Source organism: Microbacterium sp. NPDC012755, assembly GCF_042901325.1.
Lineage (GTDB): Bacteria > Actinomycetota > Actinomycetes > Actinomycetales > Microbacteriaceae > Microbacterium > Microbacterium natoriense.
The window spans coordinates 536,787-549,372 of the sequence record NZ_JBIBCT010000001.1; the positions used below are offsets into that span (position 1 = coordinate 536,787).

Genomic DNA, 12,586 nt, shown 5'->3' on the forward strand with positions numbered 1-12,586 from the left:
GACGATCGCCTGCCCTACCGAGGCCTTCTGCATCCAGGAATGCACAAGGAGCCACGCCACGAAGCCTGCTGGAATAAGAATCCACAACAAGACACCACGGATAATCAGCACAAAAAACCATGCCAAACCTTCAAAGAAGATCACGGGGCACCTCCAAGAAATCCTATGATACCTGACGTGAAACTCGGGAGAATGCCCATTACTACATCTCCAGCGAAATTATCTACTGTACTTTCAACGAAAGGCTTCTCTGTCGCCTCGGTGATCTGACCCGCACCTCGAACCGCCCTAAAAAACCCAGTGACTATTTGGTAAGCGCCTATCGCGGCCGCCGGAATTCCAACTTCAGCGCCTGCAATAGTGAGGGTGGCCCCTGTCCCAAGAATCAAAGTTGCGATTCCTGACCCCATCTTCGACGCTCCCCAAACCAAGTTTATAGTCCCAGATATCCATTTCGGGTTTATCAGGTTGTACTTTTGGGTTATCTTCCCAGGCGTGCACTCAATATTCTGCCATGAACAAATAGGCTTACCATGCACTGCGGAAACAAAGTTCTTGGATCGATCCGCGGGCGTGCGAATACCGTCTTTCATCGGAAGGCCGGCGCCCCTTAAGCCTCCTGACGCCCCAATCCTTGCATCCCGCGACGTGTCGGAACGACCTAGCGTATCCGCTTTTGCCTTACCGTTCAGGGCGGACACGATGGTGCTAGCCCGGCTCTTCGCGATCGCCTTGCCCGCGACCGCAGAGCTTCCCCCGTCCGACATCCGCATCGCTTTGATGACGTACCCGAGGTGGTCGCTGAAGGCGACGGGGGTGTTCTCGATGTACGCGTACCGGTTCAAGGACTGGGGCCGCTGGAGCAGGCCCCGCCATTCGTCGGGTTGGACCCAGGTGCCTGTGGTGGTGTCGTAGTCGCGGGCGTAGTAGTTGTCGAGTCCGAGGGTGGGGTCGCCGGGTTGCTGGTCGTTGCCGACCAGGCTGGACCATCCTGTGGATTCGTAGTCCGCGCCGCCGAAGTCGGCGTAGTCGACGAGGTCGGTGATCGCGCCGTCCGCCCCCGCGGTCGCGGTCGCGTTGCGCTGGTCACCGAGAACCCACTCGTTCCCGTACGGGCCGTCCTGGAACGCGACCGCACCATACGGGTCGCGGAACAGGTCGGTCGCCCCGTGCAGGTCACTGGACGTCGCGGCGGGGTCGAATCCGTCCCAGACCGTGCCGGTCGTATTCGACCCGTACTCGGTCTGGTCCGTCACCTGGGTGCGCCGGTCCAGACCGTCATACGCGTACGACGTCGACCGCCCATCCGCCTGGGTGCCGAGGAGGCGTCCGGCGGGGTCGTGGGAGAACGACGTCGACTGCCCGTTCACTGTCTGCGACGACCGGTTCCCCGCCCCGTCGAACGCATACGACGCAGACCCTGCACCAGCACCCGTCGTGGTCGTGCCGGTCAACTGCCCCGCCGCGTTGAACTGCGCCACCAGCTCCGACTCCCCCGCCGGAGTGCCGGAGGTGGTCACACGGGTGCGGTTGCCCGCCGGGTCATACCCGTACTCGTTGACCTCCCCATCCGACGCCGTCGACGACGACAGCCTCCCGACCCGGTCATACGTATACGCATGCTCGAGAACCTCCGGCACCACAGCAGCAGGCGTCGGAACCACCGGAGCCTCCACGGCAGGCACCTCACCCGCCGGAACCTCCGGAGTCACCGGCGTCTCCGGCTCGGCCAGCTCGGGGCCGTCGATGGTGCGGACCGTGTCGGTGACGTTCCCCGCCGGGTCGTACTCGTAGTCGTACTGCAACGACGCACCCGCCGGAACCGGAGACACCGGCTCCGGGAGCGTACGACGGTTCAGATAATCCCACGTCTTCACACACGGCTTCTGCCCACCCGCCGCGGGGATATCCCGATCCTTGTAGTAATCGGATGCCGCGCACTGCTCCGCCGTCATCTGCAACGGCACCACCGGCTCCACCGCCGGCGGGGCCACCGTCGCGGGCTGCGGGGTCTCGTGCCGCACCTGCGTGACCCGACCCGTCACGTCATACGCGACAGACGTCGTCACCTGATTCGGGCGCGTCACACCGGTCAACCGATTCGCGGCATCCCACGCGTACCCCAGGTCCCCATCCGGGGTCGACTGAGTCACCGGGTTCCCCGCCGCATCGAACGTGTACCCCGTCGTCGCCCCATCCGGATACGTCAACGACTCCCGCAACCCCGCCGCCGTATACGTCGAGGTCAGGGTCTGGCCGTGCGTGTCCGTCTGCTCCACCAGCCGGCCGACCTCGTCGTACACCCACCCGGTGGTGCCGGTCGGGTCGTCCATCACGATGGGCTGCTGCTCCCCGTCGTACTCGAACGACACCTCCCCATCCGCCCGCGACAGGGTCGCAACGTCGCTGCGCGCGTCATACGCGTACGCCGCGACAAGACCCGCAGGATTCGTGACCCGAGCCACCCGCCCCGCCGCGTCATACGCGGTCGTCGTGGTGATACCGGTCGGACCCGTCTCCAACGTCGGACGACCCGCCGCGTCATACGCGAACGACGTCACCGCATCCAGCGGATTCGTGATGCTCTCCAGCAGCCCGGTCGGCGTGTACGCGTACGCGGTCTTCACGTTCGTGTCCGCCGACACCGGCTCCCCGGATGCATACCCCTCGATCACGCTCGTGAGCTGACCGGCAGAGTCGTACCCGAAACGCGTGGTCTCCTCCCGCGGATCTGTGACGGACGTCTGCCGCCCCGCCCTGTCGTACGCGAACGACGACACCGCGCCGAGCGCGTCGGTCGCCGACACGACACGCGACGCCCTGTCATACGCATACGTCGTCGTGGCGCCCATCGGGTCGGTCATCGACAGCATCCGCCCCGCCGCGTCATAGGCGTACTCCGTGCGCGCCCCACCCGGAGCAACGATCGCGGTCTCCTGACCGTTGCGGTCGTACTCGATGCCCGTGACTCGTCCGTCGGCATCGGTGATGGAGACGATGCGCCCGGCGGGGTCGTACTCGAAGCTCGTGACCGCCCCGGTCGCATCCGTCTCGGTCAGCACCTGCCCCGCGGCATCCACCTCGTACAGCGTCGGGTTGCCGTTGCGGTCCACCATCCCGATGAGGAACCCGTCCACGTCGTACAGGTACGTGGTCTCGAAGCCGGCCGGGTCGGTGACCTTCGTGACCCGGTCCATCAGGTCGTACGTGTAGGTCGTCTTCCCACCCGCGGCGTCGGTCTCCGACACCACTCGGCCCGCGCTGTCGTACGCCACCTTCGAGGAGGCGCCGGTCGCATCGGTCGTCGTCGTGGGACGGCCGGCATCGTCCACCGCGAACGTCGTGGAGGCGCCGAGCGGGTCGGTCGAGCCGGTCAGGATGCCGGTCGGATCGTAGGTCCGCTTCCACTCCCCGCCGTTGGGGTCGACGACCCCGACCGTGCGGTACGTATCGTCGAGAAGGAACTTCGTCGTCCCGCCCTCCGGGTCGACCGTCCCGGTGAGGTTGTCCTCCGCATCGTAGGAGAACGACGACTCCCCACCCTCAGGGTCGGTGACCGTCACCAGACGTGCCATCGAGTCCCACGCATACGACGTCACCGCACCGGTCGGGTCGGTCGCAGACGTGAGCTGCCCGTTCGCGTCATACGCGTACGCCGTGACCCCGCCCTCGGCATCCGTCGACGCGGTGAGGCGGTCAGCGGCATCCCACGCGAACGAGGTGACACCGCCCGCCGGGTCGGTCACCGACGTGAGCCTGTTGCCCGCGTCGTAGGCGAACGTCGTGACGCGGCCGAGCGGGTCCGTGGACGTGACGAGGTTGCCCCGGGCGTCGTACACGTACGCGGTCGCAGACCCTGAGGGCAGGATGCTGCGGGTCAGGTCACCCGCCGCGTCGTACTCGAACCGCACGGTCGTGCCATCGGCCTGCTGCACCTCGGTCACCAGACCCCGCGCGTCGTACACGGTCGTCTCCGTGCGGTCGCCGTCGAGGTCGGTGACCGTCGCGACATCGCCCTCGGCGGTGTACGTGTACTCCACGACTGCGCCGGTCGGATCGGTCTCCGTGAGGAGGTTCCCGTCGCCGTCGTACGTGTAGGTCCAGGTGCGGCCGGCCTCATCGGTGTGAGACTTCACTTCGCCCGTGGACGTGAACGACCACTTCGCCGTCTCACCGGCGGCATTCGTGATGCCGGTGATGCGGGACTTGTCGTCGAACGCGAAGACCGTGTCCTGGCCCTCGTTGTCGGTGTACGTGGTCTCCCCGTCGCCGTACTCGAACGTGCGGACGTTGCTCTCCGCATCCAGCTGCTTCGTCACGCGACCCGCGTCGTCGTACTCGTTGACGAGGTACGTCACGCCGTTCGGGTCGACGGCGGTCAGCATCCGATGCGCCGCGTCGTACGTGAACGACCGGGTCGTCCCATCCGGGTACGAGAGTGACGTCAGGTCGCCCGCCGCGTTGTACGCCAGCCCCCACGTGCGACCGTCCGGGAGGGTGAACCCTGTCACACGTCCGACGCCGTCGCTGCTGACGGAGACGGTCTGCCCCGCGGCATCCGTGATGGAGGTCAGCGGGGTGAACTGGTGGACGTTCCGGTCCGCCGGCCCATAGGTGAGCGTCGTCGCATTGCCCTGCCGGTCGACATGGCGGACGAGCTCGCCGATGCCCCAGACATCCGCCGCGTCGAACACCCACGTCTCACCCGTGTCACTGTCCAGCCGCAGCTGCCCGGCGCCGGCCTCGGTCAACGTCAGCCCCAGGCCGTCCTCACCCGTGTATCCGCCGTTCCCGTCGGGAGCGAACACGAACGACGCCCCGTCACCGCGCACGACCATGACCGAGTCGTCGTCGAAGCGCTGCGCTCGCGCTCCCAGCCCGAACGTCCACCCCGCCCCGACGCGCGACAGCCGCCCGTCCTGCGAGTTGTAGACCAGCGATGCGCCGATGCTGCTCTCGCCGGGGCCCGTGAGGTCGAAGAGCGGGAAGGACTCGACGAGGTTGCCCGTCGAGAACGACACCGGGTCAGCCCCGTAGGTCTGGTAGTTCTGGTAGCCGAGCTGCCGCCACCGGGCGAGCTCCGCCTGCGACGGCGGCGACGGCCACCCGCCCACCACCGGGTCGGTGCAGTCGAACCCCGCACCCTCCAGATACCCGCCCAGGCTCCGGAACGCCCCGTCGACGATGGACGGGAACCCGTTGTCGATGACCGGGCGGTCGAAGTTGCCGTCCAGGAACAACGTCTCGATGTGCGCGTACGCCCCGGGAAGACCCGCGTACTGAGAGAACGGGAAGTTCGCGTTCGACGGCTCCGCATTCGCCGGCCGACCTGTGTACGTCGGCATGTGCGTCAGGAACGAATCCCGCAGCGCATTGTCCGCAGCCCCTCCTCGGGAGAAGCCCATCGTGCCGCCTTCCGACACCGTCCCCCACGCGTGCCCCTGGTTCGTCGCGAAACCGAACCCCACCGTCGCGACCGGGTTCGCCGCCGCGGCGACCCCCGCACGAGTCGCGCGGGACACGAACGGAACCCCTGCCGGGCGGGTGACGACGACCTGCGCGTTGCACTGGAGGGCCAGGTACGCGCTCAGCCCCTGCACGAGATTCCAGTTGTACGGGAACTCCGTCGCCGGCGACGGAGTCGTGACGATGCCCTCGTCGTTGTCCGGGTCGAGAACGACCACCGGGCCAGGGGGAACGGGGAACGGGGTGCCGATGACGACGAACTGCGACAGGTGATCCGACTCGCCCTTGACCGTCTTCGTCTTCGCGTCGAAGTACGACGGCAGTTCCGTCCACTCCTCATCCGGCGTCGACCGCGTGTAGATCCGCAGCGTCGACGTCGCCACACCGGCATCCTTCACCCGGTCCATGTCGACATCGAACGAGAGGCTGATGCCCGGGATGACGTCCTTGACCACCGGGCCGTGCTCGGGGTCCTCGTCGGGAACGTCGATGAGCTCCGCGGGGAACGACGTGACCTTGTCGCCGTCGCCGTTGCGGGCGATGATCTCCACCGGGTCGCTCACCACGACCCCGGAGGTGTCCACCACGGCCGACCGGCGCGCCTGCGCCTCCGCCGGCGCCTCCGTGAGACTCAGCGTCACCGGCGCCGTCACCTCATGCCCGGAGAACACCGCCTCCACGCCCAGCGCATCGGACGACACCGTCGCCTGCTCACCGGGGCTCAGGTCGGCATCCGTCGCGGCCGCGATCTTCGCGCCTGCCACCGGCACCGACGACAACCCGCCCGGAACAGCGGGCGTCGACTCCGGCTCGGGCGTGGCCGTCGCCTCCGGCTCCCCCTCCGCGTTCAGACCCGCAGCGGCGTAGACACGCTGCAGCACCTCATCGCGCGCAGCCTCCATCAACTCGGCCGCGGTCATCGGAGCAGGCGCGACCGCGCCGACACCGAGCACGAGCACCGCCGCCGTCGAGGCGGCCAGCGAACGGAACCACATCAGAGAACAGCCTCGGTCGAGTCGGCATCCGCCACCTCAGCGGCAGCCCGGCGCCGACGCCACCACCACAGTCCTCCGCCACCACCGAGGAGGACCACCGCGAGGATGATCAGCCCCCAGGCGATCTGCCCGCCCGTGATGGCGAGATCATCGATGCGCACCACGCACGCCGCGAGCTCCGCCGCATCCGAGACGCCGTTGCCGTCGAAGTCCTCACTGCCGTCCGCGCACGTCCGCGTCCCGCAGATCACGAACTCGACCCAGTCGCCGATGCGGTCGCCGTCGGCATCCTCCTTCGACTTCGAACACGTGTCGGTCCCGCACACCAGACGCTCCGCGAAGTCGGGGATGCCGTCCTTGTCACGGTCGGCCGTCACCTTCGCGCACGTCGTCGAATCGCACGACAGCACCTCGGTCCAGTCGGGGATGCCGTCGGTGTCCCGATCCTCGGTGCCCACCGCGCACGTCGCCGTGCCGCACACCTCCCGCTCCACCACGTCGGGGATCGTGTCGCCATCGACATCCTTCTCCGACGCCGCCAGCGGCACCAGCACGCCCGCCGGAGCCGCCAGAGCCTGCACTCCGACCTCCGGACCGGCCGGCAGCACTCCGGCCGACGCCACCTGCGGCACCAGCATCATCGACAGCACAGCCACGACACCGAGCACCATACGAGCCACCGCTCGCCTCACACCACGACCAGCCACAGCGATCCCCCCGGACGCTCACAGGCGCCTCACAGGCGCCGACACTGCCACCCAGAATGGCGGCATACACAGGCCCGCTGCAACCCCGAAGACGGAAAAATCCCCCGTTCAGGGGAACTTCTCACAGTCGCGTAATGAAACCGCCGATACGGTGTCTTGTTAACCTCGAAACCGCGTCCGGGCACGCACGAGCGCGGCGAAGAACAGCCCAGGCGGTCTCTACGCCCCGAGCTCCGGCCACTCGTCGAACCGGTAGACGCGAGCGGGATCGAGCGGCTCCCGGTCTCCGATGGCCTCGCCGATGTCGTAGTCGTAGCCCCACCAGTGCGGGCTCGTGACCTCGACGATGATGTCGTCTCGCACGACCTCGACACGCAGCGTGTATCCCTGCGCGTCGGTCGCCTCGAGGCGGCTTGTCGCCTCGACATCCCAGCCCTGAGCACGCAGCGACTCGACGATCGACTCCAGGTCCGACGCCCCCGACGTCGAGGGGACCGCGAACTCCGCGGCGAACGCGTAGCACTCGGCATCCGCGATGCGGCACGCGTTCGGGGTTCCGGTGAAGCCGCTCGCCCTCACGGTCCACCCGTCCGGAGCGATCAGCTCGCGCACCGCCGATGCCCGCTCCTGCGTCGCGGTGAAGTTCTCCCGCGCGCGATCGGCCTGCTCCCGCAAGGGCATCGCCGCGACCTCCGCGACCGTGAACCCCGCGGAGTCCCGCTGCTGCGGGGTCAGCGAGACGCCGAGCACGATCACCCCGATGAGCAGGGCAGGGACGACGACGGCGGATGCCCACGCCGCGATGCTCCACGTGCGGGTCTGCTGCGACGGGTGCGGCTTCAGCACGCACGCGAGCACGAGGACCACCACCCAGGCGGCCACCGCGGTCAGAACGGCTCCGCCGAAGAGAGTCCCCTCGTAGTCACGCGCCAGCGGGGCCGTGACGAACATCCGGAGCATCGAGGGCAGTGCGCCGTTGTCCCCGGATCCCTCCATCGTGAGGGTGAACGTCACCCACCCCCACCAGTTGAGGAAGAGCAGCGGAACGATGACACCGGGCGCCGTGCGGTGGCCGCGCCTGCGGAGGATGAAGCGGGGCAGGGAGCCGAGGAGTCCGAACGCCGGGACGATCACGGGCGAGCCGACGAGGAGCATCAGCGACTCCCAGCCGCCGACGCTGCCGATGCATCCGTGCAGCACGAGGAACACCGGCAGGATCCAGTTCATCCACGGCCAGACCGCCCAGACGAAGCCGAGGATCCCGGTCGGTCCGCCGCGGCCCGAAGGCGGCGCGGAGAAGGCGTCGATGCCGACGCGCATGTCCGTTCGCTGCTCGATGCGGACCACCCCCTGGATGGTCAGCCTAGCCCGACGCCGCGACTCCGCACGCGAACCGCTCCCCGGTGCTCGGCGGGGAGCGGTTCGATGCGATGGACTACTCGCCGAGCACGAGACGGAGCTGCTCGACCGCCCAGTCGAGCTCCGTCGCGCGGATCACCAGGGGCGGTGCGATGCGGATCGTCTGGCCGTGCGTGTCCTTGACGAGCACGCCGCGGTGCATCAGCTTCTCGGAGATCTTACGCCCCGTTCCGCGAGCGGGGTCGATGTCGACGCCGGCCCACAGGCCCGCGATGCGCACCGCAGTGACGCCGTGCCCGATCAGCGGCTCGAGGGCCTGCGCGAGGTGGGCGCCGAGAGCGCGGGCGCGCTCCTGGAACTCACCCGACTCGAGCATCTCGACGACGCGGAGCCCGACGGCCGCCGCGAGCGGGTTGCCGCCGAAGGTCGAGCCGTGCTCGCCCGGCTGGATGACGCCCAGCACGTCGGCGTTCCCGACGACAGCCGAGACCGGAAGGATGCCGCCGCCGAGCGCCTTGCCGAGCAGGTACAGGTCGGGCACGACCTCCTCGCGGTCGCACGCGAACGTCTCGCCCACGCGGCCGAGACCGGCCTGGATCTCGTCGGCGATGAACAGCACGTTGTTCTCATCGCAGATCTCGCGGATGCGTCGGAGGTAGCCCTCCGGCGGGATGACGACTCCCGCCTCGCCCTGGATCGGCTCGATCAGCACGGCGGCGGTGTCCGGCGTGATCGCGGCGGCCACGGCATCCGCATCTCCGTACGGGACGACGTCGAAGCCGGGCGTGTACGGGCCGAACCCCTCGCGCGCCGACTCGTCGTCGCTGAAGCTCACGATCGTGGTGGTGCGACCGTGGAAGTTGCCCGCCGCGACGATGATCCGGGCCCGCCCGTCGGCGATGCCCTTGACCCGGTAGCCCCAGGCGCGGGCGACCTTGATGCCGGTCTCCACCGCCTCGGCCCCGGTGTTCATCGGCAGGACCATGTCCTTCCCCGCGAGCTTCGCGAGCGCCGCGGCGAACGGCTCGAGCCGATCGCTCATGAACGCGCGGCTCGTGAGCGTGACCCTGCCGAGCTGCTCGGTGAGCGCGGCGACGAGAGCCGGATGCCGGTGCCCGAAGTTCACCGCGGAGTAGGCCGCCAGCAGATCGAGGTAGCGCTTGCCCTCGACGTCCGTCACCCAGGCGCCCTCACCGCGGGCGATGTTGACGGGCAGCGGGTGGTAGTTGTGCGCGACGTGCGGCTCGGCCGCGACGTCGACGCCCGCGGAGGTCACTCGGCACCGCGCAGTTCGAGGGTGCAGCACTTGATGCCGCCGCCGCCGAGCAGCAGCTCGGACAGGTCGATGAGGATCGGGTTGTAGCCGCGCTCGCGCAGCTGCTTCTCGAAGCCCTTCGCCCGCGGCGAGATGACGACGTTGTAGCCGTCGCTGGCCGAGTTCAGCCCGAAGACGGCGCCGTCCTCGTCGGAGACCAGGATGGCGTCGGGGAAGCGCTCGGCGAGCACCTTCTGCGAGGCCTCGTCGAAGGCGTGCGGCAGGTACGCGATACCAGCGGTCCGTCCTTCGTCGACCACGGGGTCGAGCACGGTGAGCGCGGTGTCGAGGTGGTAGAAGCGCGGGTCGACGAGGGTCAGCGTCACGACCTCGCGGCCGAAGACCTCGCTCACCTCGCGGTGGCTGTCGCCGGCGGAGCGGAAGCCGGTGCCGGCGAGGATCACATCGCCCGCGAGCAGGAAGTCGCCCTCGCCCTCGTTGATCTCCTTCGGCATCACGGTGTCGAAGCCGTGCGCGCGGAACCAGTCGGCGAACGCGGGGGACTCGCCCTGACGCTGCTCGTAGTAGAACGAGGGCACGTAGGCACGGCCGTCGATGAGGAAGCCGCCGTTGGCCGTGTAGACCATGTCGGGGTAGCCGGGGAGCGGCTCGATGAGCTCCACCTCGTGGCCGAGCTCGATGTAGAGGTCGTACAGCTTCTGCCACTGCGCGACGGCCTTGGCCGTGTCGGTCGGGTTGGCCGGCTCCATCCACGGGTTGATCGAGTAGTTCACCGTGAAGTGCTCCGGCTTGCACATCAGGTAGCGGCGGTGATGCGCGGTGCGAGTGGACGTGACGGCGGTCTCAGGCGTCGACATGGTGCTCCTTGGGGACACAGGTGCGGCGGACGCTGTCCAGGGGCCCGGCGGTCCTTCGACCCACGCCGCTCTGTCAGAGTCGGCGCCCGGGGAAGATGCGACTCGGGCACGCCAGCATCCATTCTGTCACCGCTGGCTGGGCGTCGCCAGGGATGCCGCGGCCGCCCGCGGCTCAGGAGCCGCGGACCACGAGCTTGCCCACGACGTGCCCCGCTTCGAGCCGCTCCAGCGCCGCACCGGCATCCACGAAGTCGTACTCCTGCGCGATCACGGGCGCGAAGCGTCCGGCGGCCAGCAGTTCGAGCATCTTCGTGAGCACCTCCGGACGGTTGCTCGCCGCGAGCGAGCGGATGCGCGGCCCCGACCCGATCGACAGCAGCGCCGCCCTGATCATGCGCGGGATCGGCCCCATCACGTGACCTCCGTCTCCGGTGACGAGCACGATCACGCCGTCGCGCGCGACGAGCCGCTGCAGGTCGCGCAGGTCGATGCCTCCGGCGATGTCGACGACCGCGTCGAAGTGGCCGCCGGGGATCGCCGAGAGCGGCTCGCGACGGTGATCGAGAGTCCGCACCGCTCCGAGGCCCTGCACGAACGACGCGTTGCGCTCGGAGCAGCTGGCCCACACCTCGGCGCCGCGCAGGGCGGCGAACTGCACGGCGAAGGTGCCGACCCCGCCCGAGGCGCCGATGATCAGCACCCGCGCGGGGCGTTCGCCGAGGCCCACCCCGGCGAGGTCGAGCGCCTGCCACGCGGTGCCACCGGCGACCGGGAGCGTGACCGCGATGCGTTCGTCGATCCCCGGCGGCAGCGGCTGCACCCGGGTGGCCGGAACGCTCACGTACTCCCCCAGCCCTCCGCCGCCCTGCATCTCGCCCAGGACGACATCGCCGACCTCGACGCCGATGACACCGGGGCCCGCCGCGACGACCTCGCCCACGGCATCCATCCCGCGGATCGGATACTTCGGGCGGGTGAGCCCGAACACCGGACGCACCAGGAGCGGATCACCGAGCAGGAGCCGCACGTCGCCCGCGTTGAGGGACGTCGCACGCACACGAAGCAGCACCTCGCCGGCGCCGGGCTCGGGGATCGGCACCTGCTCCAGCGCCACCCCCGCGGCCGGCCCGTACGTCTCACGACGCCAGGCCCTCATCGATTCAGTCATTGCGCACCTCCGGGTACTGGAAGAGTTCGTCGAGCCCGACGCCGAACGCGCGTGCGATCTGGAACGCCAGCTCGAGAGTCGGGGAGTACTTCTGCTGTTCGATCGCGATGAGGGTCTGCCGCGTCACGCCGACCGTGCGGGCGAGCTCGGCCTGCGTGAACCCCGCAGCCTCGCGATGAGAGCGGATGCTGTTGGACACCAGCGTCGGCTTGACCATCAGACGAGCCCCCTGCGGTAGGCGACCACCCTGGCGATGCCGCCGACGAACGCCGCGATCGCGAAGCCCGCGAACATCGTGTTGGCGATCCAGAACACGTCGGCTCCGACCGCGCAGAGGGCGATCACGCCGAGCCCGGCGATCGTGACGAAGCCCTGTTCGACCCGTCCGCCCAGCTGGCTGATGTCGCGGTCGCGGATGTCCGACGCCATCGCCGACTCGCGATCGCCGCGGCTGCCGATGATGCCCCACGCGATCGTGAGCACGATGCTGAGCACGATGCCGCCGCCGATGGTCCACAGCATCAGCGGGAGCCAGTCGACCTGCTCCAGAGGTCCGCCCGCGGCATCCCGCAGCACGAGCACGACATAGGCGACCATCGTGACGACCGAGGTGATGAGCCCCGACCAGGCGAAGCGCTCGTGATAGACCATGTCAGCCTCCATGTAAAAGATTCTTGACACGAGCGTACGCCGCCCCCTCGTCACATGTCAAGAATTCTTTACACTCCCACCGTTGCCTCTCCGCTCAGCCCCGAAGG

General features: G+C 68.6%; 8 protein-coding genes. All 8 read right to left on the reverse strand.

Going from position 1 to position 12,586, the window contains the following annotated elements:
• Positions 1 to 140: 140 nt before the first annotated feature.
• Positions 141 to 6,461 (reverse strand): DUF6531 domain-containing protein, encoded by a 6,321-nt coding sequence (locus ACFY5A_RS02655; protein WP_387231622.1) that lies wholly within the window; start codon positions 6,459 to 6,461, stop codon positions 141 to 143.
• Positions 6,461 to 7,141 (reverse strand): LPXTG cell wall anchor domain-containing protein, encoded by a 681-nt coding sequence (locus tag ACFY5A_RS02660; protein WP_387231623.1) that lies wholly within the window; start codon positions 7,139 to 7,141, stop codon positions 6,461 to 6,463. Before ACFY5A_RS02660 ends, ACFY5A_RS02655 begins: the two co-directional genes overlap by 1 nt.
• A gap of 246 nt (positions 7,142 to 7,387) precedes the next feature.
• Positions 7,388 to 8,515 carry a hypothetical protein gene (locus ACFY5A_RS02665; protein WP_387231625.1) on the reverse strand — a complete coding sequence of 376 codons (1,128 nt, stop codon included), beginning with the start codon at positions 8,513 to 8,515 and terminating at the stop codon, positions 7,388 to 7,390.
• Between the two features lie 88 nt (positions 8,516 to 8,603).
• Complete coding sequence (gene rocD / locus ACFY5A_RS02670; protein WP_387231627.1) at positions 8,604 to 9,803, reverse strand: ornithine--oxo-acid transaminase; 1,200 nt, start codon at positions 9,801 to 9,803, stop codon at positions 8,604 to 8,606.
• Positions 9,800 to 10,660 carry a dimethylargininase gene (gene ddaH, locus ACFY5A_RS02675; RefSeq protein WP_387231629.1) on the reverse strand — a complete coding sequence of 287 codons (861 nt, stop codon included), beginning with the start codon at positions 10,658 to 10,660 and terminating at the stop codon, positions 9,800 to 9,802. The genes rocD and ddaH overlap by 4 nt, the downstream gene beginning before the upstream one ends.
• Positions 10,661 to 10,832: 172 nt before the next feature.
• Positions 10,833 to 11,828, reverse strand: coding sequence for an NAD(P)-dependent alcohol dehydrogenase (locus tag ACFY5A_RS02680; RefSeq protein ID WP_387231631.1), 996 nt, complete (start codon positions 11,826 to 11,828; stop codon positions 10,833 to 10,835).
• Complete coding sequence (locus tag ACFY5A_RS02685; RefSeq protein WP_105675110.1) at positions 11,821 to 12,045, reverse strand: helix-turn-helix transcriptional regulator; 225 nt, start codon at positions 12,043 to 12,045, stop codon at positions 11,821 to 11,823. The genes ACFY5A_RS02680 and ACFY5A_RS02685 overlap by 8 nt, the downstream gene beginning before the upstream one ends.
• On the reverse strand, positions 12,045 to 12,491 hold the full coding sequence (locus ACFY5A_RS02690) for a hypothetical protein (protein WP_223585812.1): 447 nt from the start codon (positions 12,489 to 12,491) through the stop codon (positions 12,045 to 12,047). The genes ACFY5A_RS02685 and ACFY5A_RS02690 overlap by 1 nt, the downstream gene beginning before the upstream one ends.
• Positions 12,492 to 12,586 lie beyond the last annotated feature (95 nt).

Coding starts and splice junctions, on each gene's coding strand:
- ACFY5A_RS02655 (WP_387231622.1), bottom strand. CDS start 6,461: ATGTGGTTCCGTTCGCTGGCCGCCTCGACGGCGGCGGTGCTCGTGCTC.
- ddaH (WP_387231629.1), bottom strand. CDS start 10,660: ATGTCGACGCCTGAGACCGCCGTCACGTCCACTCGCACCGCGCATCAC.
- ACFY5A_RS02680 (WP_387231631.1), bottom strand. CDS start 11,828: ATGACTGAATCGATGAGGGCCTGGCGTCGTGAGACGTACGGGCCGGCC.
- ACFY5A_RS02685 (WP_105675110.1), bottom strand. CDS start 12,045: ATGGTCAAGCCGACGCTGGTGTCCAACAGCATCCGCTCTCATCGCGAG.
- ACFY5A_RS02690 (WP_223585812.1), bottom strand. CDS start 12,491: ATGGAGGCTGACATGGTCTATCACGAGCGCTTCGCCTGGTCGGGGCTC.